This window comes from Lactobacillus sp. WILCCON 0149, assembly GCF_057197965.1.
In genome coordinates this window covers 1872553-1896877 of record NZ_JBUBHO010000001.1, presented here as the reverse complement: position 1 = coordinate 1896877, position 24325 = coordinate 1872553, and the positions used below count along the sequence as shown (strand labels likewise).

The 24325-nt window shown below is 51.0% G+C and carries 25 protein-coding genes and 3 tRNA genes; 27 read left to right on the top strand and 1 reads right to left on the bottom strand.

All coding sequences use genetic code 11. From position 1 onward, the window contains the following. Nucleotides 1–10 precede the first annotated feature (10 nt). The 11 genes from rpsK (at nt 11) to ACYVUV_RS08735 (ending at nt 8864) form a co-directional block, all read left to right on the top strand. The gene (rpsK, locus tag ACYVUV_RS08785; RefSeq protein WP_201330222.1) at nt 11–400 is read left to right on the top strand and encodes a 30S ribosomal protein S11; all 390 of its coding nucleotides are present in this window, start codon (nt 11–13) and stop codon (nt 398–400) included. 43 nt (nt 401–443) lie between these two features. Beyond that, nucleotides 444–1382, top strand: a complete 939-nt coding sequence (locus ACYVUV_RS08780; RefSeq protein WP_270447288.1) for a DNA-directed RNA polymerase subunit alpha — start codon at nt 444–446, stop codon at nt 1380–1382. Between the two features lie 23 nt (nt 1383–1405). Then, nucleotides 1406–1789, top strand: coding sequence for a 50S ribosomal protein L17 (gene rplQ, locus ACYVUV_RS08775; RefSeq protein WP_002878136.1), 384 nt, complete (start codon nt 1406–1408; stop codon nt 1787–1789). 188 nt (nt 1790–1977) lie between these two features. Further along, nucleotides 1978–2826: an energy-coupling factor ABC transporter ATP-binding protein gene (locus tag ACYVUV_RS08770; protein ID WP_439776239.1), complete on the top strand. Its 849-nt coding sequence runs from the start codon at nt 1978–1980 to the stop codon at nt 2824–2826. After that, a complete protein-coding gene (locus ACYVUV_RS08765; RefSeq protein ID WP_439776240.1) occupies nt 2802–3665 on the top strand; it encodes an energy-coupling factor transporter ATPase in 864 nt (287 codons plus the stop codon). The genes ACYVUV_RS08770 and ACYVUV_RS08765 overlap by 25 nt, the downstream gene beginning before the upstream one ends. After that, a complete protein-coding gene (locus tag ACYVUV_RS08760; protein ID WP_439776241.1) occupies nt 3658–4455 on the top strand; it encodes an energy-coupling factor transporter transmembrane component T family protein in 798 nt (265 codons plus the stop codon). The genes ACYVUV_RS08765 and ACYVUV_RS08760 overlap by 8 nt, the downstream gene beginning before the upstream one ends. Continuing rightward, complete coding sequence (truA, locus tag ACYVUV_RS08755; protein WP_439776242.1) at nt 4455–5243, top strand: tRNA pseudouridine(38-40) synthase TruA; 789 nt, start codon at nt 4455–4457, stop codon at nt 5241–5243. The genes ACYVUV_RS08760 and truA overlap by 1 nt, the downstream gene beginning before the upstream one ends. Nucleotides 5244–5348: 105 nt before the next feature. Then, nucleotides 5349–5792 carry a 50S ribosomal protein L13 gene (gene rplM, locus ACYVUV_RS08750; protein ID WP_003613334.1) on the top strand — a complete coding sequence of 148 codons (444 nt, stop codon included), beginning with the start codon at nt 5349–5351 and terminating at the stop codon, nt 5790–5792. A 12-nt stretch (nt 5793–5804) separates the two neighbouring features. Continuing rightward, nucleotides 5805–6200 (top strand): 30S ribosomal protein S9, encoded by a 396-nt coding sequence (rpsI, locus tag ACYVUV_RS08745; protein ID WP_154546862.1) that lies wholly within the window; start codon nt 5805–5807, stop codon nt 6198–6200. Between the two features lie 294 nt (nt 6201–6494). Next, nucleotides 6495–8126, top strand: coding sequence for a peptide ABC transporter substrate-binding protein (locus tag ACYVUV_RS08740; RefSeq protein WP_439775497.1), 1632 nt, complete (start codon nt 6495–6497; stop codon nt 8124–8126). A 114-nt stretch (nt 8127–8240) separates the two neighbouring features. After that, nucleotides 8241–8864, top strand: a complete 624-nt coding sequence (locus tag ACYVUV_RS08735) for an NUDIX hydrolase N-terminal domain-containing protein (protein ID WP_439775498.1) — start codon at nt 8241–8243, stop codon at nt 8862–8864. A gap of 64 nt (nt 8865–8928) precedes the next feature. On the opposite strand, the gene ACYVUV_RS08730 is transcribed toward ACYVUV_RS08735, so the two are convergent. Beyond that, a complete protein-coding gene (locus tag ACYVUV_RS08730; RefSeq protein WP_439775499.1) occupies nt 8929–10098 on the bottom strand; it encodes an MFS transporter in 1170 nt (389 codons plus the stop codon). Between the two features lie 101 nt (nt 10099–10199). On the opposite strand from ACYVUV_RS08730, the gene ACYVUV_RS08725 reads away from it, so the two are divergent. The 16 genes from ACYVUV_RS08725 to ACYVUV_RS08650 all read left to right on the top strand — a co-directional run bounded on the left by ACYVUV_RS08725 (nt 10200) and on the right by ACYVUV_RS08650 (nt 24247). Beyond that, nucleotides 10200–10691 carry a YbhB/YbcL family Raf kinase inhibitor-like protein gene (locus ACYVUV_RS08725; protein WP_439775500.1) on the top strand — a complete coding sequence of 164 codons (492 nt, stop codon included), beginning with the start codon at nt 10200–10202 and terminating at the stop codon, nt 10689–10691. A 99-nt stretch (nt 10692–10790) separates the two neighbouring features. Next, nucleotides 10791–10862, top strand: a tRNA-Gln gene (locus ACYVUV_RS08720). Nucleotides 10863–10980: 118 nt separating this feature from the next. After that, the gene (locus tag ACYVUV_RS08715; RefSeq protein ID WP_439775501.1) at nt 10981–11151 is read left to right on the top strand and encodes a hypothetical protein; all 171 of its coding nucleotides are present in this window, start codon (nt 10981–10983) and stop codon (nt 11149–11151) included. 325 nt (nt 11152–11476) lie between these two features. Then, nucleotides 11477–12658: an aminotransferase class I/II-fold pyridoxal phosphate-dependent enzyme gene (locus tag ACYVUV_RS08710; protein WP_439775502.1), complete on the top strand. Its 1182-nt coding sequence runs from the start codon at nt 11477–11479 to the stop codon at nt 12656–12658. Beyond that, nucleotides 12645–13700, top strand: coding sequence for a PTS sugar transporter subunit IIC (locus tag ACYVUV_RS08705; RefSeq protein WP_439775503.1), 1056 nt, complete (start codon nt 12645–12647; stop codon nt 13698–13700). Before ACYVUV_RS08710 ends, ACYVUV_RS08705 begins: the two co-directional genes overlap by 14 nt. 75 nt (nt 13701–13775) lie before the next feature. After that, a tRNA-Tyr gene (locus tag ACYVUV_RS08700) sits at nt 13776–13857 on the top strand. A 5-nt stretch (nt 13858–13862) separates the two neighbouring features. Further along, nucleotides 13863–13934, top strand: a tRNA-Gln gene (locus ACYVUV_RS08695). A gap of 289 nt (nt 13935–14223) precedes the next feature. Continuing rightward, nucleotides 14224–15831 (top strand): peptide ABC transporter substrate-binding protein, encoded by a 1608-nt coding sequence (locus tag ACYVUV_RS08690; protein WP_439776353.1) that lies wholly within the window; start codon nt 14224–14226, stop codon nt 15829–15831. A gap of 145 nt (nt 15832–15976) precedes the next feature. Then, entirely contained in the window at nt 15977–17089 is a 1113-nt protein-coding gene (locus ACYVUV_RS08685; RefSeq protein ID WP_439776352.1) for a phage tail protein, read from the top strand. A gap of 12 nt (nt 17090–17101) precedes the next feature. Next, on the top strand, nt 17102–18169 hold the full coding sequence (locus tag ACYVUV_RS08680; protein ID WP_439776351.1) for a hypothetical protein: 1068 nt from the start codon (nt 17102–17104) through the stop codon (nt 18167–18169). A 65-nt stretch (nt 18170–18234) separates the two neighbouring features. Next, entirely contained in the window at nt 18235–18936 is a 702-nt protein-coding gene (locus tag ACYVUV_RS08675) for a GntR family transcriptional regulator (RefSeq protein ID WP_439776350.1), read from the top strand. Nucleotides 18937–19093: 157 nt separating this feature from the next. Further along, complete coding sequence (locus ACYVUV_RS08670) at nt 19094–20233, top strand: CDP-glycerol glycerophosphotransferase family protein (protein ID WP_439776349.1); 1140 nt, start codon at nt 19094–19096, stop codon at nt 20231–20233. 3 nt (nt 20234–20236) lie between these two features. Then, complete coding sequence (locus ACYVUV_RS08665) at nt 20237–21664, top strand: oligosaccharide flippase family protein (RefSeq protein WP_439776348.1); 1428 nt, start codon at nt 20237–20239, stop codon at nt 21662–21664. Between the two features lie 50 nt (nt 21665–21714). Beyond that, complete coding sequence (locus tag ACYVUV_RS08660; protein WP_439776347.1) at nt 21715–22449, top strand: WecB/TagA/CpsF family glycosyltransferase; 735 nt, start codon at nt 21715–21717, stop codon at nt 22447–22449. Next, on the top strand, nt 22449–23549 hold the full coding sequence (locus ACYVUV_RS08655) for a glycosyltransferase (protein WP_439776346.1): 1101 nt from the start codon (nt 22449–22451) through the stop codon (nt 23547–23549). The genes ACYVUV_RS08660 and ACYVUV_RS08655 overlap by 1 nt, the downstream gene beginning before the upstream one ends. Next, nucleotides 23546–24247, top strand: a complete 702-nt coding sequence (locus tag ACYVUV_RS08650; RefSeq protein ID WP_439776345.1) for a glycosyltransferase family 32 protein — start codon at nt 23546–23548, stop codon at nt 24245–24247. The genes ACYVUV_RS08655 and ACYVUV_RS08650 overlap by 4 nt, the downstream gene beginning before the upstream one ends. The last annotated feature ends 78 nt before the right edge of the window (nt 24248–24325 follow it).

The window sequence follows — 24325 nt, the reverse complement described above, 5'->3', positions numbered from 1 at the left end:
AGGTTTATTGATGCCTGCAAAGAAAACTGCTCGTAAGCGTCGTGTGAAGAAGCACGTTGAAAGTGGCGTGGCTCACATTCACTCAACGTTTAACAACACTTTAGTTATGATTACTGACGTTCAAGGTAACGCCGTTGCCTGGTCTTCAGCTGGTGCTTTGGGTTTCAAGGGTAGCCGTAAGTCTACTCCATTTGCTGCGCAAATGGCTGCTGAAGCTGCTGCTAAGAGCGCAATTGACCAAGGTATGAACCACATCGAAGTATCAGTTAAGGGCCCAGGTTCTGGTCGTGAATCAGCAATCCGTGCTCTGCAAGCTGCTGGTCTGGAAATCACTTCAATCCGTGACGTTACTCCAGTACCTCACAACGGTTCTAGACCACCAAAGCGTCGTCGTGTTTAATAAAATCTTACTTTGAGACGTGCGTTTTGAAAGGGGCCCAGTAATGATTGAATTTAAAAAACCAAATATTACCGTCGTGGATCAAGAAGACAGTTACGGTAAGTTTGTCGTTGAACCGCTGGAGCGTGGGTTTGGTACTACCTTAGGTAATTCACTGCGTCGGGTTTTGCTGACTTCTGTTCCAGGGACCGGTTTGGTGAAGGTGAAGATCGATGGTGTCTTGCACGAATTCACTACTGTTCCCGGTGTTAAAGAAGACGTAACCAAGATCATCTTGAACCTGAAGAAGCTTGAACTCAGAGCCTACACTGAAGAAGTAAAGACGATCGAACTCGACGTTGAAGGTCCAGCTACGGTAACTGCTGAAGATTTAAAGGCTGATGCTGATGTTGAAGTCTTGAATCCTGACCAATACATTTGTACCATCGCTCAAGGTGGCCACCTGCACATGTGGATTGATGTCTGCAACGGCCGGGGCTACGTACCAGCCAGCGAAAACAAGACTGCTGAAATGTCTATCGGCGACATTCCAGTTGACTCACTTTTCTCACCAATCGAAAAGGTCAACTACCAAGTTGAATCAACCCGGGTTGGTAAGAGAGAAGACTTTGACAAGCTTACCCTGGAAATTTGGACAAATGGTTCAATCGCTCCGAATGACGCCCTCAACTTTGCCGCTCGTGTTCTGGTAGAACACTTCAAGGCCTTCGAATCAGCTGACGCTGCTGCCGAAATCGGCGAAGTTATGGTAGAACAGGAGAACGACCAAAAGGAAAAGAAGCTCGAAATGACTATCGAGGACCTGGACCTTTCAGTTCGTTCATACAACTGCTTGAAGCGGGCTGGCATCAACACCCTGCAAGACTTGACTGTTAAGTCAGAAGCAGAAATGATGCGGGTACGCAACCTGGGACGTAAATCATTGGAAGAAGTTAAGAATAAATTGGCAGACCTGGGTCTTTCACTTCGTCAAGAAGACTAGTCTGTAATAAAGGAGGCACATTAATGTCATACCGTAAATTAGGTTGGGACAGTAGTCAAAGAAAAGCTATGCTCCGTGAAATGACTACCCAATTGATCATTAACGAACGCATCGTCACTACTGAAGCTCGCGCTAAGGAAGTACGTCGCACTGCTGAAAAGATGATCACTTTGGGCAAGCGCGGTGACTTGGCTGCAAGAAGAAAGGCTGCTGCTTTTGTACGTAACGAAATCGCTGATATCCACGAAGAAGGCGACGAAGTAGTTGTTAAGTCAGCACTTCAAAAGCTCTTCAGCGACGTAGCTCCTCGTTACAAGGACCGTAACGGTGGTTACACCCGGATCATGAAGCTGGCAGTTCCTCGTAAGGGTGACGCAGCTCCTATGGTAGTTTTGGAATTGGTTTAATTCTCAAGCTGCAAATTTAATACTTTTTGAAATTATTCATGAAAGCGAGAATAAGCGCGATGATGATGGGGAAACCTTAGTCTAGCTTAGATGGTTCGATATCATCCCTCTTCATGGATGATTTTTTTTTCGCTTTTTTTCTGTCACTTGATACAATAGAAGGAAATGAGCAAATAGGTGGTGACGCGATGAGCGACAATATTATTTCTTTTGACCATGTGACTTTTACTTACCCAGACAGCCCGCGGCCAGCGGTGTCTGACCTTTCTTTCGCGATTGAGCGGGGAAGCTGGACGGCTTTGATCGGCCATAACGGCTCCGGCAAGTCGACGGTTTCTAAATTGATCAATGGCCTGCTGGCACCAGATGATTTGGATAAGTCCACCATTATGGTTGACGGGGTCAAACTGGGGGCTGACACTGTTTGGGACGTTCGAGAAAAGGTCGGTATCGTCTTCCAGAATCCTGACAATCAGTTTGTCGGAGCCACGGTCAGTGACGATGTCGCTTTTGGCTTGGAAAACCGGGCTGTCCCCCGGCCAGAAATGCTGAAAATCGTCGCTCAGGCGGTCGCTGACGTCGGTATGGCTGATTATGCTGGCAGCGAGCCCAGCAACCTCTCAGGGGGGCAGAAACAGCGCGTAGCGATCGCCGGCATCCTGGCGGTCAAACCCCAGGTCATCATCCTGGATGAATCGACCTCCATGCTGGACCCGGAAGGCAAGGAGCAGATCTTGGACCTGGTCCGGAAGATCAAAGAAGACAATGACTTGACGGTTATTTCCATCACCCACGACCTGGAAGAAGCAGCAGGGGCTGACCAGGTTTTGGTCTTAGACGATGGCCAGCTGCTGGACCAGGGCAAGCCGGAGGAAATTTTTTCCAAGGTGGAGATGCTGGAGCGGATCGGCCTGGACATTCCCTTTGTCTACCGGCTCAAGCAGCTGTTGAAGGAACGGGACATTGAGCTCCCGGATGAAATTGATGATGAGGAAAAGTTGGTTCAGAGCTTATGGCAATTAAATTCGAAAATGTAAGTTACGTCTACAGCCCCGGCTCACCGCTGGAAGCTATCGGTCTGGACCAGCTGAATTTCAGCCTGGAAGAGGGGAAGTTCATCGCTTTGGTTGGCCACACGGGCAGCGGCAAGTCGACCCTGATGCAGCACTTTAACGCGCTGCTCAAGCCCACCAGCGGCAAGATCGAAATCGCGGGCTACACTATTACCCCCGAGACTGGCAATAAGGGCTTGAAGGACCTGCGCCGCAAGGTGAGCCTGGCCTTTCAGTTCCCTGAGGCTCAACTCTTCGAAAACACGATTCTAAAGGACGTTGAGTATGGGCCAAGGAACTTTGGCTTCAGTGAAGATGAGGCCCGTGAGGCGGCCTTAAAATGGCTTAAAAAGGTGGGTCTGAAAGACGACTTGATTGAGCATTCGCCATTTGACTTATCTGGCGGGCAGATGCGGCGGGTGGCCCTGGCTGGGGTTTTGGCCTACGAGCCGGATATCATTTGTTTAGATGAGCCGGCAGCTGGCCTGGATCCAATGGGGCGGCTGGAAATGATGCAGCTGTTTAAGGACTACCAGGCAGCCGGGCATACGGTGATTTTGGTAACCCACAACATGGATGACGTGGCTGATTACGCCGACGACGTCCTAGTTTTGGAACATGGCCGCTTGATCAAGCATGCCAGCCCTAAGGAAGTTTTTAAAGACAGTGAATGGCTCCAAAAGCACCACCTGGCTGAACCCCGCAGCGCCCGTTTTGCCGCAAAACTTGAGGCAGCCGGCTTAAAGCTGCCGGGCCAGCCTTTGACCATGCCGGAACTAGCGGATGCGATCAGCCAAAGCTTGAAGGGGGGAGAGCATGAGTAAGATTATTATCGGCCGCTACCTGCCGGGTACGACCTTTGTCTACCGGGTAGACCCGCGGGCCAAGCTGCTGACGACTTTTTACTTTATCATCATGATCTTTCTGGCCAACAACTGGGTCAGCTATCTGGTGATCAGCATCTTTGGCCTGGCCTGCGTTTTCGCGACGGGACTGAAGGCCAGGGTCTTTTGGGACGGGGTCAAGCCAATGATCTGGCTGATTGTTTTTACCTCTCTTCTGCAGACCTTCTTCATGGCCGGTGGAAAAGTCTACTGGCACTGGTGGATATTTACCCTGTCCAGCGAAGGCTTGATCAATGGTTTGTACGTCTTCATCCGTTTTGCCATGATCATTCTGGTGTCAACAGTGATGACGGTGACGACCAAGCCTCTGGAAATCGCGGATGCTATGGAATGGATGCTGATGCCGCTCAAGCTCTTCAAGGTCAACGTGGGCATGATCAGTCTGGTGATTTCGATCGCCTTGCGCTTCGTGCCGACCTTGTTTGACCAGACGGTCAAGATCATGAATGCCCAGCGGTCCCGGGGCGCCGACTTTAACGACGGCGGCCTGGTCAAGCGGGCCAAGTCAGTGGTCCCGATGCTGGTGCCGCTTTTTATCGATTCTTTGGAAGTGGCCCTGGACTTGTCCACAGCCATGGAATCCCGGGGCTACAAGGGCAGTGATGGCCGGACCCGCTACCGGATTCTGGAATGGAGCAAGGTGGACCTAATTCCGGCTGTTTACTGCCTGCTGTTGACAATTTTGATGATCACGACAAGGATGCATTGATGACGAGCAGATACAAATTGACATTGTCCTATGACGGCCATGACTTTCATGGTTTCCAGTCCCAGCCGGGGCAAAGAACGATCCAAGGGACGGTAGAGGAGATCCTCAAGCGGATGACCAAGGGCCAGGAAGTCCGGGTCTTTGGGTCAGGCCGGACTGATGCCGGAGTCCACTCAGTCGGGCAGGTAATTCATTTTGACTATCCAGGCCGGGAAATTCCGGCGGCCAACATGATCAAGGCCCTAAATTCCCAGCTGCCGATGGATATGGTTTTTACCGACTGTGAAATTGTGGATAAAGATTTCCACTCCCGCTTTTCCGTCAAGGGGAAGTGGTACCGCTACCGGGTCAGCCTGGACAGCTTCGTGAACCCCTTCAAGCGTTTTTACACCGGCCATTATCCATATCCGGTGGATGTGGATAAGATGCAAGAAGCCGCCAAGGACCTCCTGGGCCGGCATGATTTTACCAGTTTCGCGGCCAGCGGCGGGCAAATTGAGGACAAAGTCCGGGACATGTACTATGTCAACGTGGCCCTGGATGAAGAAAACAACGAAGTGATCATGGACTTTATCGCGACCGGCTTTTTGTACAACATGGTCCGGATCCTGGTGGCCACCTTGCTGGAGATCGGCAATGGTCGCCGGCCGGTTCACGACTTAAAGCGGGTGATCGCGGCCAAGAACCGGCTGGAGGTCCAGCAGACCGCCCAGGCCAGTGGCTTGTACCTCTATCATGTCTTTTACGAGGAAGTACCAAGAAAATATCGGCTCGACCTTGATTTATAATTGACATTTTGGTATTTAGGACATATGATATAAGAGTATGTTTGTCCACGATAGGCCCCGGAAACTTATTGTATTCAAACTACGAATTAAACGGAGGAATTTACATTGCGTACTACACCATTAGCAAAGACTAGTGAAATTGAACGTAAGTGGTACTTGATTGACGCTACTGATGTTTCATTGGGTCGTCTTTCAACTGCTGTTGCTACTATCCTTAGAGGTAAGAACAAGCCTCAATTTACCCCAAACGTTGACACTGGTGACAATGTCATCATCGTTAACGCTTCTAAGTTGAAGCTGACTGGTAAGAAGGCAACTGACAAGATCTACTACCACCACTCAGAATACCGTGGCGGCTTGAAGTCTGTATCAGCTGGCGAATTGCTTGCCAAGAACCCTGTTAAATTGGTTGAATTGTCAGTTAAGGGTATGCTTCCAAAGAACACTCTTGGCCACCAAGAATTCTTGAAGATGCACGTTTATGCTGGTGAAGAACACAAGCACGAAGCGCAAAAGCCTGAAAAGTTAGACATTAACAATTTGATCTAGGAGGTAGTTTAGATGGCACAACAAGCTGCATATGCAGGTACTGGTCGTCGTAAGGACGCCGTAGCTCGCGTTCGTTTAGTACCAGGCGATGGTAAGATCACTGTTAACAACAAGGATGTTGCTGACTACATTCCATTGCCAATCTTGGTTAAGGACCTTAAGCAACCTTTGACTTTGACTGAAACTGAAGGCCAATACGACGTTATCGTTAACGTTAACGGTGGTGGTTTCTCAGGTCAAGCCGGTGCGATCCGTCATGGTATCGCCCGTGCCCTTCTTGAAGTAGACCCAGACTTCCGTGGTCCACTGAAGAAGGCTGGCTTCTTGACTCGTGACCCAAGAATGAAGGAAAGAAAGAAGCCAGGTCTGAAGAAGGCCCGCAAGGCTTCACAATTCTCAAAGCGTTAATCTTACGATTACGTTTTGCCTTCAAAAAGCGTTGTTCCGCAGGGAACGGCGCTTTTTTGTTTTTCTCCCATAAGCAGACCAATTTTTCTCCCCAACTTATCCACATAAGAAAATTAAGCAAAAGTCTAGACCAACTGAATAAAGTAAATCAGTCCCCGACAGAAAATTTCCAAAATGAAGAGTTTCCCGGAATAAAGTACAAGTCCTTGCATATGCTACAAAATGAAAATACAATGAATGCGAGCTTAAAAAGTGACCCGTGATGATAAAGATGTGAAAGCAGGGGACAAGACAATGAAAATTCCGAAAAACTTAGGTCAAGCAGCTTGCGTCTGTCTGGCGGCACTCGCATTAACGGCATGTGGTTCTTCAAAGGCAAGTTCTTCTAGCAAAAAGACCTTGAATTGGTCAGCTAGTGCTGAAATTCCGACCATGGACCTGTCAAAGGCGACCGACTCGGTTTCCTTTACCCAGATCTCCAACACCTTTGAAGGCCTCTACCGCCTGGGCAAGGACTCAAAAATTACTCCGGGCCTGGCAACCTCTGAAAAAGTTTCCAAAGACGGTAAAACTTACACCTTCACCTTGAGAAAGAACGACAAGTGGTCCAACGGGGACCCGGTGACGGCCCAGGACTTTGTCTACTCCTGGCGGCGGACGGTCAACCCGAAGACTGAATCAGAATATTCATACCTTTTCTCAGGCATCAAGAATGCTGACAAGATCGTAGCTGGCAAGAAGCCGGCAACGAGCCTGGGGATCAAAGCGGTTGGCAAGTACAAGCTGGTCGTGACCCTGGAACGGCGGATCCCATACTTCAACAAGCTGATGGGCTTCGCGGTCTTCTTCCCGCAAAATGAAAAAGCCGTCAAGAAGTATGGCTCCAAGTACGGGACAGCTTCCAAGTACCTGGTCTACAACGGTCCTTACATCCAGAAGGGCTGGACCGGGTCCAACCTGTCTTGGAAGATGGTCAAGAACAAGTACTACTGGGACAAGAGCAAGGTCAAGCTGAGCCAGATCAACTGGAGCGTGCAGAAGTCAACCACGACTTCTTACAACCTCTACCAGGCTAAGAAGCTGGACGCTACTTCCCTTGACTCCTCACAAATCAAGCAGCTGAAGAGCGACAAGGCCTTCACCTTGCTGCCACAAGGCGGGACCTACTACATGGAATTCGGCCAGGGCAAGAGCGGCAACGAATACGTTAAGAATGCCAACATCCGCAAGGCCCTGTCACTGGCAATTGACCGCGGGGGCCTGGTTTCTACCATCGACGGCGGGGCCAGCCAGCCGGCCAACACCTTGACTTCCAAGGACTTGACCAAGGTCAACGGCAAAGACTACACCAGCTTGATCTCCAGCAGCGCCAAGAGCCTCTACCCGAAGGACGGCAACAAGAAGCTGGCCAAGCAGTACCTGGCCAAGGGCTTGGCTGAACTGGGCAAGAGCAAGATCAAGCTGACCTTGATCTCCAGCGACACGGACAGTGCCAAGAAGACGGCTGAATCAATTCAGTCCAACATTGAAGCGACCCTGCCGCAGGTCAAGGTGGAAGTCAACAGCGTTCCGTTTAAGACCCTGCTGAACCGCCTGGCCAGCCACAACTTCCAGCTGGGGCTGATCGACTGGATCGCCGACTTCGCTGACCCGATCTCCTTCCTGGACCTGTTCACGACTGGCAACAGCCAAAACGACGGGCAATGGTCAAACAGCGAATACGACAAGCTGATTGCTGACTCCAAGACCACCACGTCTACTAGCCAGCGCTGGAGCGACATGAGCAAGGCTGAAGATATCCTCTTAAACGATGCCGGCATCTGCCCGCTCTACTACTCAACCAGCGTCATGCTGGTCCGGACCAGTGTTAAGAAGGCGGTCTACAACCGGGGCAACTGGGACTTCAAGGAAGCCTACGTCAAATAATCAAGATTAAAGATAGTCAAGAAAGCAGATCTCCGGATCTGCTTTTTTGCGCAAAAATTTTTCCCTTTGACTATAATTAAGGCAGAAACAATTACAGCAGAAGGAAAAGAGGGCATGATGAAAAAAGGCGACAAATTAATTGACTGGGCCATGGAAATCCAAGCGATCGGGCAGACCGGCCTGGCCTACAGCAAGGATGTTTTTGACACGGAGCGCTACAGCCGCTTGCGGGAAATTGCCGCGGAAATGCTAGCGGAAAAAAGTGAGGTCAATTATGACAAGGTCAAGGAGCTCTTTTGCAATGAAATTGGCTATCAGACTCCGAAGATCGCGACCAGGGCAGCCATCTTCAAGGATGACCAGATTCTCCTGGTCCAAGAAAAAGAAGGGCACTGGTCCCTGCCCGGCGGCTGGTGTGACGTCGACCAGTCCCCAGCTGACAACTGCGTCAAGGAGTGCCGGGAAGAGTCCGGCTTAACTGTTAAACCGGTCAAAATTATTGCTGTTCAAGATCACTTTAAGCACCATGGCTCCATCCACCCTTACGGAATTACCGACATCTATTATCTCTGCCAGTCCCTGGGCGGGGAATTCAAAGCCAACTCCGAAACCAGCCAGGCAGCTTGGTTTAAGGAAGCTGACCTGCCGCCTCTGGCGGAAAACAAGAACTCGACTGAACAGGTCAAGATGTGCTTTGCTGCCCAACGTAACTCTGACTGGCAAACTTTATTCGACTAAAAAAACTCGCTGTGAGGCGAGTTTTTGTTTTCTATCTCTATTTTATTCTCTATTCTGTTTTTCTTTACTTCTTAGCAGCTAATTGCCGGCAAACCAGGATCATCAGAAGGCAGCTGAGTAAGCTGTAGACACCGCCAAAGTAGGGGGTGCTGGAAATACCAGTCAAGCCTGCCGCTTGTGCAGCTGTAAAGGAGCCCAGGGAAATGCCGATATTGGCAAAAATCGAGTTGAAGCTGGAGGCAAAGTCAATTGACTCTGGATATTCAGCCGCGGCCAGGTCCAGGAAATAAACCTGGGTGGAAGACCCGTACATGCTGTTGAGGCAGCAGATGCCGACGATGCATAGGAAGGCCAGCCAGGACAGCGGCAAAAGCGGCGCCAAGAGGAAGAGCAGGACGGTCTGGATGCCGAAAACCAATGGCAGGCGCTTGATTCCGCCATGGTCGGCCAGAAAGCCCCCAGTCTTGTTGCCGGCGATAAAGGCCAAGCCCAGCAGCAAGAGCAAGATGTTCAGCCAGCTCTTTGGAAAATGCATGTAGTCGGTGATCAAGGACCTGATATAAGTATAGTAGGTATACTGGGCCGCGCAGACCAGGACGATGGCCAAGAGGGTCAGCTGGATCTGCCGGTTGCCCAGGATGGCAAACTGCTTATTGCCCTTGCTGGACTGGCTCTGCGGGGTATCCCGGGGCACGAATACCAGTAAAAGGACGAAGGTTACAAGTGTCAGAACTGAGATCATCCAGAAACTGGCATGCCAGGAAAAAGTGGTTGAGATGAAGGTACCAATCGGCAGGCCGATGATGGAAGCAATCGAGAAGCCGGCAAAAATCCAGGACAGAAGCGAGGCTCTTTTTTCCAAGGGCGCCACGAAATTGGCGATAACCAGGATCAGGGAAATAATTGCCCCGGCCGTAGTGGCAGACAGGATTCTGGACAAAAGCAGGCTGATATAGCTGTGGGACAATGCCGTCCAGGTGTTGCCGATGAAGAAGACGCCCATCAAAAAGAAGAGGAGCTGGTGGCGCTTGAAATACTTGGTTAGGGAAGTAACTATGGGCGTAGCGATGGCATAAACCAGGGCAAATACGGTAACCAGGTAGCCTAAGCTGCTGAGTGAGGCATTTATTTCCCGGGAAATATCCGGCAAAACACCGACGATCATATATTCATTGCAGCCGAGCATGAAGGCCACGAAGACAAAGAGAAAAGCTTGAATTTTATAACGTGACATACTAAAACTCCTATAAAAGACACTGTTAATTAGTTTAACAGAAAAAATGTTAAAATGAAGATGATAATAGTAAGTCTTGAGTAAAGAAAGCAGGTTTGACCATGCAAATTCAAGTGAAATTGAACAAGGGCTATTTACCCGACGAATATGCCAAGTATGCCAGCGTTAAAGAAGCTGGCAACCCGGTAGTGTCTTTTCCGTTTACCCTGACGGACCTGCCAGAAGGGACCAAGTACCTGGCCTGGTCCTTGGTCGATTATGATTCCATTCCGGTCTGTGGCTTTGCCTGGATCCACTGGCTGGCCAGCGACGTGCCAGCAGCCAGCGAAATTCCAGCTGACTTCAGCCGGACGACGGATACTCCCCAGGGCTACAACAGTACCGTTTCCCGCTTTTTGAATGATCCAGAAGAAGTACATACGGGCTATATCGGGCCAACTCCGCCGGACAAGGACCACGACTACCGCTTCCGGGTTTACGCTTTAAGCGAGAAGCTGGACCTGGAAGAGCCTTATTACTACAATGAATTCTTGCGTGCCTTGGAGGGCAAGGTCTTGGCTGAAAGCCAGCTTGACCTGCCGGCCCGGGTTTAAGGAAAAAGTTTTTTAGAAAAAAGTTGCCGAAAACTGTTGACCACAGCTGGGAAATTAGGTAATATATTATTTGTTGAGCGATCAGCTCACAAGTAAGATTGCGTTATAGCCAAGTGGTAAGGCAACGGTTTTTGGTACCGTCATGCGCTGGTTCGAATCCAGCTAACGCAATAAGTTAGGCCAGGCTGGAAGGCTTGGTCTTTTTTGCGCTCTCAAAAATGCAAGGCAAAAATCTGGTAAAATGGAAAAGAACTTTTGTAGGCAGATTTTTTAAGAAAAGAGGCAGCAGATGGCTGGAAAAGAAGAAGAAGTGGAGAAAATGCAAAAGCTGCTGGGCCAGCTGGAAGAAGAAATTTCCTTGAGCTACTTCCTTAAGCCTGGCACCATTACGGTTGGCCGCGACCTCCTGCAGGCCATGCAGGACCTGTTGGCCAATCCTGAAAATTGGGAAGAAAATTAACGCATCGCGCTTGACTTTAATTTATCTTTAAGATATAGTTAAAGCATCAAATGTTGAGAGAGGACAAGAATCATGAACGCTTTAATCAGCAAGAACGCGAAATTCTTTAGCTTTTATTACTGGAACTAGCTTGCATCTGCGGATGCAAGTCTTCAAGCAAGAACATGCATCTGCAGTTTCAATAATAAGAGTTTTCTCAGCATTTTTTGAAACGGCAGGAATCAGGATCCGGCGGTTTCAAGAACACGCGCATTAGCAGACTTTGGTAATCGTGGATCATCTGATCCGCGATTTTTTTATTTTTACGGTAGCCAAGGAGGACACCATGGTTGATTTAACTAAGCACTTTAAGCAGGGGGTAGCGGAAGTAAAGTCTTCAGCTATTCTGAATTTTGCCAAGTATACGAGCCAATACCCGGACATCGTCAAGTTCACGGTTGGCGAACCGGACTTCAACACCCCAGACCATATCAAGACGGCTGCCATCAAGGGGATCGTGGACAACCACTCCCATTACGCGCCTTCAAACGGGACGCCTGGCCTCAGAAAAGCCGCGGCTGACTTCCTGGCCCGGCATTACGACATGCACTATGAGCCAAGCGAAATCATTGCCACCAACGGGGCAACGGAAGCCATCTACACGGTCATGTCTGCCATTATCAACCTAGGCGACGTGATGGTCCTGCCAACTCCGATCTTTCCTTTATATATTGCCGACGCGGCCTTGGAAAAAGCGGAAGTTGTCCAGATCGACACTTCCAAGACCGGCTTCAAATTGACGCCAGACCAGCTGCAGGCGGCAGTTGACGAATACGGCGACCGCCTCCGAATTCTGGTTATGAACTACCCGACCAACCCGACCGGGGTCATGTACAGCCAGGAAGAACTGGATGCTTTGGCGGCAGTGATCAAGGACCGGCCAACTTTTGTCCTCTGCGACGAAATCTACAGTGAACTGAACTACGAGCAAGAGCACGCCTCAATGGCCAAGTCCCTCAGAAGCCAGGCCATCGTTTTAAACGGGGTCTCCAAGTCCTGGGCCATGACCGGCTACCGGATCGGGATCATGGCTGCTCCCCAGGAAATTACTGACCAGCTGGCCAAGGTTCACCAGTTCATCACCACGACTGAACCGACGCCAATGCAGGACGCGGCTGAGGAAGCTTTTAAAAACGGGGACCGGGATGCCCGGGAAATGAAGGCAGCCTTCAAAGAGCGCCGGGACTACCTCTACCAGGCTTTAACTGAGATCGGCTTTGAAGTGATCAAGCCGCAGGGGGCCTTCTACATCTGGGCCAAGATTCCGGCCGGTCTTAACCAAAAGGACACGGAATTCGTCTACGAGCTGGCTGACCAGGCCCATGTCGGGGTCTGCGCTGGTTCCTGGTTCGCCAAGGGTGGGCAGGGCTGGCTCCGCTTCTCCTACGCGACGGCACTGGACGAAATCAAAGAAGGCGTAAGCAGAATCAAGAAATTTGTCGAGGAAAATAAGAATGACGGAAAGTAAAGAAACAAATGGCCTTAAGCAAGGCACGCTGAACATTTTAAACGGGATCGGACTCGGGGTTATTGCCGCCCTGGTGCCGGCTGCGCTTTTAGGACAACTAATGAAGGCCCTCTTGGGCGTGGCACCAACTTTTGCCCAGACGGTCATCAATATCACGACTTTTACCCAGAGCCTGCTGGCCGCCATGGCTGGCTTCTGCGCTGCCTACCTCTTCCAGATGAACATGATCCAGATGTGTTCTGTTGCTGCCGCGGCCATGATCGGTTCTGGCGCGGTTACTTTTAAAAACGGCTTGATTATGGTGGCCGGGACTGGTGACGTCATCAACATCGGTTTGACGATCACCCTGGCCATCCTCTTGATCAAATTGATTGGCAACAAACTGGGTTCCTACACCACGATTCTTTTGCCAATCATCGTCTTGGTCGTTGGCGGCGGGGTTGGTCTCCTAATTCTGCCATACGTTAAGACCGTGACCACCTTCATTGGCATGATCGTCATGGCCTTCACCAAGCTGCAGCCACTCCTGATGGGCGTTTTGATCGGGATGTCCTTTGCGGCCATGATCGTGTCGCCAATTTCCTCAGTTGGGATCGCGGTGGCGATTGGCTTGACTGGGGTTGCTTCCGGGGCCGCCAACCTGGGCATTACCGGGGCTGCCTACACTCTGGGGATCATGAGTTACAGCGTCAATGGGATGGGGACCACCTTGGCCCACTTCATTGGGACGCCAAAGATCCAGATGGCCAACATGCTGGAAAAGCCGAAGCTTTTTGTTCCGGTCCTGCTTTCATCTGGTCTGTCCGGTCTTCTGGCCGCCATCTTCAACCTGCAGGGGACGCCTAATTCCGCTGGCTTTGGCTTCAGCGGCTTGATCGGGCCTCTGGCGGCTTACGCAAAGATGACGCCAGGCTGGGGGAGCATCATCCTTTTGACGGTGCTCTACGTCGTTTACCCGGTTGCTTTGGGCTTCTTCATGCGCTGGCTCTTCATCGACCGCTTGAGTTTTGCCCAAGCAGAGGACTTGCGCCTGGAAGTTTAAGCTAAAAAACAAAAAAATTACCAAAAAAGCTTGCACTTACCCTGTTTTTTCGTTAAGATAATAGAGTACTTCAACGGAGGAATAGCGAAGTGGCTAAACGCGGCGGTCTGTAAAACCGCTCTCTCTGAGTTCGGTGGTTCGAATCCACTTTCCTCCATTGATTGCGTTATAGCCAAGTGGTAAGGCAACGGTTTTTGGTACCGTCATGCGCTGGTTCGAATCCAGCTAACGCAATTGTTCTAAAGAACACCCAACCCGAAAGAAGAGCTTCTGACTGAGTCAGGAGCTCTTTTTTTGCCAGAGCAAAAGAAAAGCAATTTTTTCCAAGAGAAAATGCTTAAAAATAGATGAAAAAACTTACTTTTCAAGAAAATGTTTTTCTTTCATAAGTAATGATGTACTTTCTTTGCGTAACTTGCTATACTGAAAAGTAAGTTGTTGGTTACTTTTAGTAAGTTTGATAAGTACAAATGCAAGTAAGATTAGATTGGCTAGATTAAGTAAAATTTCGGGAGGCAAAAAATTGCATAAGAAGAGGATCGTGTCAGTAACGCTTTTAGCAACGGCGGCGCTTTTGACGGCCTGCGGACAAAACAAGCAGGCTTCCAGTTCCAAGCAGGTGATGAAGACAGCCGTAACCGGCGAAATCAGCACCCTGGACTCCAGCAAGTACGGGGATACCGTCAGCTCTGAAACCCTGCAGAATTCCATGGAAGGGCTCTACCGCTTCGATAAAAAGGGGCAGGCTCAGCTGGCCGGAGCGGTCAAGGTGACCAAGTCCAAGGACCAGAAGGTCTATACTTTTACTCTTAGAAAAAACGCCAAGTGGTCCAACGGGGACCCAGTGACTGCCCAGGACTACGTTACTGCCTGGCGGCGGACGGTTGACCCCAAGAACGATTCTTTGGACAGCGACAGCTACCAAGTGATCAAGAACGGGACGGCTGTAGCAGCCGGCAAGAAGAAGGTGTCCAGTCTGGGCATCAAGGCCTTGGGCAAGTACAAGCTGCAGGTCACCCTGGAAAACCCGATCCAGTACCTGCCAGACCTTTTAACCGGGGCCCAGTTCTACCCGCAGGACACGAAGATCGTCAAAAAGTACGGGTCCAGCTACGGGACCAGTTCCAGCAAGCTGGTCTACAACGGGCCGTTTACCGTCAGCCAGTGGGATGGGTCCAGCCTCAAGTGGACTTTGAAGAAGAACAAGACTTACTGGAATTCCAAGTCAGTCAGCTTGAGCGCGGTCAAGGTCCAGGTCATCAAGACCACTTCAACCGGCCTCAACCTTTACAAGGGCGGGCAGCTGGATTACGCGCCAGTTGATGCTGACTACGTCAAGCAGTATGAAAAGAATGCCGACTACCACACTAAGACCACGCCGACCAACGGCTACATGGTTTTCAACACCAAGCGCAAGACCACTGGCAATGTCCACGTTCGCCGGGCAATCAGCCTGGGCGTAAACAAGCAGGAATTGGTGAAGACGGTCCTGCACTCAGGCAAGGCTGCCCAAGGTCTGGTCGCCAGCGACTTCATCTACGATGAAAACGGCAAGGACTACCGAACCAGTGCCGGCAAGCTGATGACTTACAATCTGAAGCAGGCCCAAAAGGAATGGGCTTTGGCTAAAAAGCAGCTGGGCAAATCTAAGATCACCATCGAACTGTTGACCAGTGACATGGACGCGTCTAAGCGGGTGGGCGAATACCTGCAGAGCAACTTGATGAAGAACCTGCCGGGCTTGACTGTTAAATTGCGGTCGATTCCGCTGAAGTCCCGCCTGGCTGACACGACCAAGCACAACTTCGACATGGTTTACGGGACTTGGCAGCCAAGCTTCCAGGACCCGATCGACTACTTGACCATCGGTGGCCTCTTCAACCTGGAAAGTGACTACAAGAACAGCACTTTCTGGAAGGAAATCAAGCAGGCAAGGAGCACTTACGCCACCCAGCCGGCCAAGCGGCAGGCCAGCTTGATCGCTGCTGAAAAGCAATTGATCCAAAAGGATGCTTTCGCGGCACCGCTCTACCAAGCCGGGGTTTCCTACCTGCTTAAGTCCAAGGTGACCGGCTTCCGCCTGTCTCCTTACGGGACTGTTGCCTACTACTGGGATGTCAAGATTAAGTAAAACAAGTTTTAAACCGGTAAAAGCTGCCAGTTTCTTTCAGTAAGGAAGAAACTGACGGCTTTTTTGCGAAAAAAGAAGCATTCTTCAACTATTTTGCCTGTATAGCGGGTACAATAGTATTTAGTTTTTTGACCAGGAGGCGGACATGAGCAAATACATCAAAGTTGGCAGCGGCGGCGGTGAAGTGACCTGGCACCGGGCCATGCTCGACATGGAGCCGGGGGACTATCTGCTGCTGGAGCCCGGCTATTACGTTTGGCCCCGGGGCCGGCTATTAGAAGACGTGACCATCAAGGGCCTGGGGGCCAGCCCGGAAGACACCCGGATCCGCAGCTTTTTCTCCATCGGTGAAAACAGCTCCCGGGTGGTTTTTGAAAACTTGACCCTGGAACCTTATGGGGACGTAAACACCCTGGATTTGCCGGAAGAGACCAACAGCTACTTGATCCTGCGCGGCTGCGTCTTGACCGGGACCGGCAGCAAGACGACCACGATTTCCATCAACGGCCAGGACACGGTGGAGATGTACTCCTGCCGCCTGCTCAACGGGACCCTGTCCTTTTTTGAAAAAGCCAATTTCCGCCTGGAAATGGCGGACTGCCTGCTGGACTATGAGTCAGAAAAATTCGGGACCATCTCTTTGGAAGGAACCGGGACGGCCATCATCAATAATTCCGAGATCCGGGGGACGGTCAACAGCTTTGATTCCAGCAATATCGAACTGAACATCAATAACTCAGCTATTGGTAACCTCAACTTAGGTGGCAAGAGCTGGGTCAACGTTTACGCCTGCCGCTTTATCAACCGGGACTACAGCCTTTATGCCCGGGGTGAATGCTGGCTGAACATCCTGGAGAGCCAAATGCCAAGCCAATTGGCGATTGAAGACCACTGCCACTTGCTAATGCAGAACAGTCAGCTCTATAATTTCCAGGCGCGGGGGGAGAGCCAGAGCTTTTTGTCCAATGTCCAGATCGCGGCCGCGGCCAGCCTGGAAGGAAAAAGCTTCATGGAGGGGAGTTTAGTGACCTTCTCAGGCAACGGCGACTACCCTTACTTTATCTTCCTGGTCGACCAGGCGGTATTGAAGGGGCGGAACCTGCAATTTGACCCGCAAAACTGGCCGGTTTTGGTAGACAATGATGCCCGCTTAGTGGCCAACGCCCTTTACTACCAGGGGGCGCCACTGGAAATCAAGTGTGAGCATCCGGAAAACATCTCTTTGCTGGGGATCAAGTGGACTGAACGGAAGGAATAGAAAGGAGCCACCATGCGCTTAATCAAAGTAAGCCAGGACCCCCGGGACTTGTCCTGGGAGCAGGCTTTAGACCAGCTGGAAGACGATGACGTGCTCATGCTGGCTCCCGGCTTTTATGAAATTCCTTTTGGGCAAAAGCTGAACAACATCGTGATCAAGGGGACGGGGACAGCGCCAGATATGACGGTCCTGGTTGGTCAAGTCGTCCTGTCTGGCCGCTATTTGACCCTGGAAAACCTGGCCGTCAAGACCAAGGCAATTGCCGGGGCCCTGGTTAGAGTTTATGTAGGCGAAAATGCTCCTTACTTGACCCTGCGCGGCTGCCGGCTGGAAGCGCCAGAAGGAGAAGGGAGCACGGCCCTCATGACTCTGGGTCCGGTTTGGTTGGAACTTTACTCCTGTCAAGTTAGGGGAAAAATCCGCCTGGTTGGCGGAGAAGAGCAGCATGTCCAGATTTCGGGAAGTGAAATCAAGGCAGCTCCGGCTGCTTTTACCGGCGATGGCTTTGGTCCCTTGGTCATCAGCCAGTCTCAAATCAAGGGAGAATTTGTCCTGGAGGAAAATTCGGCTTATGAAGGCCATTTTGACCAGACGGCTTTTGACCAGGTGACCAGCCTGGGAAAAAACAACGGTCTTTACTTCACCGAATCTACCATGTCTTTAACTCTGAAAAATGGCCAGGCTGACCTTTTGAACTGTGACTTGCAGGGGACGGCTCTTTTGGAAAAAGCCAATTCCGCCGCTTTCCAAAACTGCACTTTTAAGCAATTTAAGCAGGTCAGCGGGAGCAGCAACTTAACCAACTGTCACTTGGTGGCAGGAGAAATTGAAGGCCAGGGCAAGGCTGTTTTTTGCCGGCCACACTTTTCCTGCAGCGAAGGCACTTGGCTTAGTTTAAGCGGCGCGAGCCAGGTTCGCCTGCAGGATGCCCTCTTAAACGTGGCAGGCAGCCACTTGCGGTTAGCCGACAAAGCCGGGATCTTGGGCAATGTTTTGGAGAGCGACCAGGAACAGCTGCTGGTCAAGCAGACTGGCCAGGGCAAGGTAAAATTGACAGGAATTAAATGTAAACTTGTCTAAAGACCGCCTTTTGCTATAAAATTTAATTAAGATCTAAGCTGGATGATTCTGTGGGGGGGAAAACGATGCAAGAACCAATGTACATCAAAATTCACAATCAGCTGCGCCGGGATATTGAAAACCATGTCTACCAGGTGGGGGACCGGATTCCAGCTGAACGACAGCTGGCTGAGCAGTTCAAGGTGTCGCGGATGACCCTGCGCCAGGCCATCAAAACCCTGGAAGAAGAGGGGATTCTGGAAAGGCGGCTGGGCAGCGGGACCTATGTGGCCAGTCAGAAGGTTCAGGAAAAAATGTCCGGGATCATGTCCTTTACCGAAATTACCCGGGCCAACGGGCAGACTCCGTCCAGCAAGCTGGTTTCTTACAAGATCACCCAGCCTTCCCTGTCGGAAAAAGAACGCCTGGCTCTGGAAGGCAGCGACAAGGTCCTGCGCATGGAGCGGATTCGCTATGCCGACCAGGTGCCGATCTGCCATGAAATCGTGACGGTGCCGGAAGACCTGATCGCGCCTTTTGCCAAGGATGACGTGTCAAGCCACCTTTACCAGACCTTGGAAAAGCAGGGGGGCTACCAGATCGGGGATGCAACTGAGTACATCTCAGCCGCTGTTGCCAATGAGCAGGAGGCCCGCCTGCTCAACTGCCGCCGGGGCGAGGCCTTGATCACCCGCCGGCAGGTCACCAAGCTGGTCGATGGCCGGCCTTTTGAATACACGCGGGCTTCATACGTGGGTGAGCGCTTCGAATTTACTTTCAGCAAATAGCCAGCTATAAATAAGCGAATGACAAAGAGGCAGGAATCAAACCTGCCTCTTTTTCCTTCCTTTAAAAAAGGGCAAAAGATGGAACTTGCTTTTGGCGGCAGGGGGCGAATTTGCTAAAATGGACTTGACACTATTAGCTAATGATTAACGAGGCACTATGAAAAGCATACTATTCCGCCTGTATCTGGCAGTCATGAAATTTTTGGCCCGCTGGCAAAAAGAAGATCCCAACACATACGTGATCTTGAATGGGGCCGGCCGGTCGGGATCAAATGGCTACCTCTTTTATAAGTACCTGCGCCGCGAGCACCCGGAAGTCACGGCCTACTTGATCGAACCCTGGCCGTCTTCGCACCTGCCTTGGTCGGACTGGCAAAAAATCGGCCGGGCCAAGTACGTCTTGACCACCCACCAGCCCTTCAAGGTCCGGAAAAGCCAGGTCAACCTGGCTCTCTGGCACGGGATTCCTCTAAAGCGGATGGGGACCATGGCCAACAATACCCAGCGCCGGGACAACCAGAGAAACGAAAAGCTCTGGCACAAGACGGCCGACCTGGTCACCTCCAGTTCTGAGCTCTACGAAAGTCTGATGAGCGCCTGCATGGGGATTGAAGGTCCCCGTTATGTCCAGCTGGGTTTCCCCAGAATCGATTCCCTGCTCAAGTCCCCTTATAAAAAGGACCAGCTCCTGGCTGACTTTTTCTCCTGCCAGGACCCGGAGGCTCAAGTGGGGATCTATGTGCCAACCTTCCGCTATGAATTAGAAGACCCGGAAGTGATGAAGCGGATTAAGGCAGGGAACTTTTTTGCCTTCAGCGACTTTGACCTGGCCGCTTTAGACCAGGCCCTGGCTGCTAGAAAGCAGTACCTCCTGGTCAAGCTCCACCCTTGGGAAATGAAGCTCTTTAGCGACTTTCACTTAGAAGCCAAGCACGTGGCTTTTTTGAACAATTCTGATCTTCTGGCCAAAAAATTGGATCTCTACGAAATCCTGGGGGCAACCGACTTCTTAATGACCGACTTCTCCTCGATCTACTTTGACTACCTCCACTTGGACAAGCCGCTGATTTTCATCACCAACTACCTGGCCCAGTACGAAAAGACCCGGGGCTTTTTGCTGGGGCCTTATGAAAAAATCGTCCCTGGTCCCTGCGTAGCCAGCCAGGCTGACCTGGTCAAGCAGCTGGGGGAAGGCGACAAGTATGGTCTTGAACGGAAAAAGTGGCTGGAGCTGAGCGACCAGGCCGACCACGGCCAGGCCTGCCAGACGATTTTTGATTATTTAAGCGGGGTCTGATCCTTGAAAAAAACTTTTCTGAACATCTTCTATAACGCGGTCTACCAGGTCTTCCTGGTCCTGGTGCCCTTGATCACGGTTCCTTACCTGTCCAGAGTCCTGGGCCCGACGACCTACGGGATCTATTCCAGCGTCAACAACACGGTCCAGTTTCTGATGATTTTCTGCGTCCTGTCTTTATCCAATATCGGGGTCAGAAGCATCTCTAAAGCCCGGGCCAAGAGCAAGAGCGGGGAACTGACTCAAGCCTTCTGGGGCCTGTGGTACTTCCAGTTTATCGGCGGGGCAGTCACCATCGTTTTAACAGTCTTGACCTGTCTGGTCCTCAAGGTCCGCTACTGGAACTACTTCTTGCTGATGCTGCCGTACTTAATTTCAGCTCAGTTTGACATCTCCTGGTTCTTCCAGGGCCTGGCGGATTTTGGCCGGGTGGTTCTTAGAAACACTATCGTCAAGATTGTCAGCGTGGTCTTTATCTTGCTTTTGATCAAAAGTCCGGCTGACTTGTGGAAGTATTTCTTGATCATGTCCATTTCCACCATGCTGGGTTCTTTTGTCTTCTGGTTCAGCATCGGCAAGTATGTCGGCCGGCCAGTCAAGCACTTTTACCATTTCGCGGAAACCCGCCGGGCCATCATGACCTTGATGATTCCCCAGATCGCGACCCAAATTTACACTTCCTTGGACAAGCCCCTTTTGGGCCTCTTCCAAAATACGGCCCAGGTCTCTTACTATGACAACTCCCAGCGGATTTCCAACATGATCCTGGGGGTCATCACCAGTATTTCCCTGGTAATAATGCCGCAGATGGCGGTCCAGGGGAAGGAAACCCAGAAGAAGGTCTTGAAGAAGTCCCTAGAAGCCACGACTATGCTGGGAACCATGTTTGCCGTGGTGGTTATGGCCAATACCAAGGAATTCGTGCCCTTTTTCTTCGGGAAAAAATATATCCCGATGACTCCCTTGATGTTCTTCTTTACCTTGACCATCATTTTGATCCCCATGGGCGGGGTCTTCGCCAACCAGTTTGCCCTGGCCAACAAGCGGGACAAGGACTATGCCATTCCGGTTACGATCGGGGCGGTCCTGGAGCTGGTCTTCAGCTACTTTTTGGACCGGCCTTTCGGGGCAGCGGGCGCCATGGTGGCGATCCTCTTGACCGAAGCAGTCGTTCTCTTTCTTCGTTGCTGGATCGTGCGGGACGGCTATGACTTCAAGGAAACTTTCAGTGATGTGCCCAAGTGCTTCTTGGCCATGGGGATCAGCCTGGCGGCAGGGATGCTGTGGCCTTGGCAGATTCCAAGTGCTTTTATCAACATGACGGTCAAGTCCCTGGCCATTATGGCCCTTTACCTGGTCATCCTCTGGCTCTTGAAGTTTGACTTGAACGAAGACTTGGTTACGATTGTCAAAAAGCGCTTGAAAAAATAGCTATTAATAAGGAAGAAATTAGCAAAAATAAACAAAGAAAGCGTGTGAGCATGGTAAAAATCAACATTTTGGGCGTTGGCTTCGACAAGTACAGCTTGGCGGAATTTGAAGCCCGTTTTTTGGACCGCTTGCGGAAAAAAGAATCCACCCTGGTGGTCACGGCCAACCCGGAAATCGTCATGGCCGCTAAAGAAGACCCGGAATACAGGGAAATCATCAACAATGTAGCTGACTACGTGACGGCTGACGGGATCGGCATCATCAAAGGGGCCAAGATGCTGGGGCTGAAATTGCCAGAGAGAGTAACCGGCTACGACCTCTTTTGCTGGTATCTGCAAATTGCCAATGAAGACCACTTGCGGGTCTACCTGATTGGGGCCAAGCCAGCCGTGATCGCCGCCGTTAAGGAAAAAATCGCCAAGGATTACCCGAATATCGACTTAGTTGGCGCTGAAGATGGTTACTCCAAAGACGCCCTGCCGGAAATTGCCAGCCGGATCGCCCAAACCAGGCCCGACCTGGTCTTCGCGGCCCTGGGCTTTCCCAAGCAGGAGAAGCTTCTGGCCATCTTGCGCCAGCAAAACTTGCCAGCCAGCATGATGGGGGTGGGCGGCAGCTTTGACGTCTTCGCCGGTGCCGTCAAGCGGGCACCCAAGGTCTTCCAGGATGCCCACTTGGAATGGTTCTACCGCCTCTTGAAGGAACCAAGCCGGATCGGCCGAATGATGGTTTTGCCAAAATTCGTCGTGGAAGTTAAAAAGAGCAAGAAGCAGGACAAGCAATAATGAAAGTACTGCACATCAACGCCGGCCTGGAAAGCGGGGGCGGGCTGACTCATATCGTGAACCTGCTCTCCCAGGCCAAAAGAGCCGGGCAGGATTTTGACCTTCTGACCTTCGCTGAAGGACCGGTTGCCCAGGCTGCCCGGGAAAAAGGAATCAAGACCATCGTTTTAGGTGGATCCAGCCGCTACGACCTGGCCCTGCTCAAGCGGCTGAAAAAGACAATCAAGGATGGACATTACGACCTGGTCCACAGTCACGGAGCCCGGGCCAACCTTTTTGTCAGCTTGATCAAGTCTTCCTTGCCTTGTCCCTGGCTGATCACCGTTCACTCAGATCCCGCGATCGATTTTGAAGGGCGGGGAATCGCGGGGAAAATTTTTACCAAGCTGAACCTGCGGGCGATCAAGCAGGCTGATGGGGTCTTCGCCATTACTCCCCGTTTTGAAAAAATCCTGCTGAATTACGGAGTAAAGCCAAGCCGGATTCACGTCATCTACAATGGAATCAATTTTAGGGACAATAAAAATGTACTGGCCAAGGAAGACCATGCCGGCTTCAACATCATCAATGTTGGCCGCCTGGAAAAGGTCAAGGGGCAAGATCTCTTGCTCAAGGCTTTTAAAGCAGCCGATTTGCCGCAAGCTCACCTCTATATTGCCGGCAGCGGCAGCCAGGAAGCAGATTTGAAAAAACTCTGCCAGGACTTGGCCTTAACAGACCAAGTAACCTTTACCGGCTTTTTGACCCAGGAAGAATTAAGGCAGCTCTACCGGAAGATGGACCTGGCCGTCTTGTCTTCTTACTCAGAAAGCTTCCCCCTGGTCTTGCTGGAAGCAGCCGACAACCTGGTCTCGCTTTTATCCACTGACGTGGGCGGGGCCAGGGAACTGATTCCAGAAGGAAAAGGCTGGGTCGTGCCGGTCAAAGAAGAAAAAGCCATGGCCGATCAGTTAAAAGCAATCGCGGCTTTGCCAAAAGAAGAACTGGCAGCAATTGCTCAAGCGGAAAAAGCCTATGCCAGCCAGCATTTTTCCCTAGACCGGCAACTGGCTGACGTTCTGGCCGGCTACCAGGCCTGCCTGCAAGGAGAAAAAGAATGATTCCCAAAATTATCCACTATGTCTGGGTCGGCGGCAATCCCAAGTCCAAGACCATCCAGACCTGTCTGGCCTCTTGGCGAAAGCGCCTGCCGGACTACGAAATCATCGAATGGAACGAAGATAAGCTGGACCTTGATGCCAACCGCTACGTTAAGCAGGCCTACCAGGCCAAGAAGTGGGCCTTTGTTTCTGACTATGTCCGGGCCAAGGCCCTCTATGAAATGGGCGGGATCTACCTGGACACCGACGTCATGGTCTTAAAAGATTTTGACGACTTGCTAAATGACCGGGCTTTTATCGGTTTTGAAAACAATGACTACCTGTCAGCCGCCATTATCGCGGCGGAGAAGGGTCATCCTTTTATGGCTGACATCCTGCACTATTATGATGACCTGGATTTTGCCTTTGACCAAAATGACCAGCTGGCCGGGGTCAACTCCCTGTCAGTCACGGAAATTCTCAAAGAAAAGTACGGCCTTAAGACCGGCAACCAAGAGCAAGTATTAAAGGAAGGAATCCATGTTTACCCGGACGGGATCCTTTGCAATCCTTCGCCTCAGTCCCGGTCCATTCACCTTTTTACCGGGACCTGGCTGGAAGGAAAAAATTCCTGGAAGCACGACCTGGTTACCTTTTTGAAATTACATATCCGTAGTCAAAAAGCTGCGAAAATTTACTATCAGCTCTTCAGACGCTAATTTTTTAAAGAATCTCGTGAAAATACATTTCTGAAAACAAGGACTGCATTTTTTGAGTATAATTAAAAGGTAGAAAAC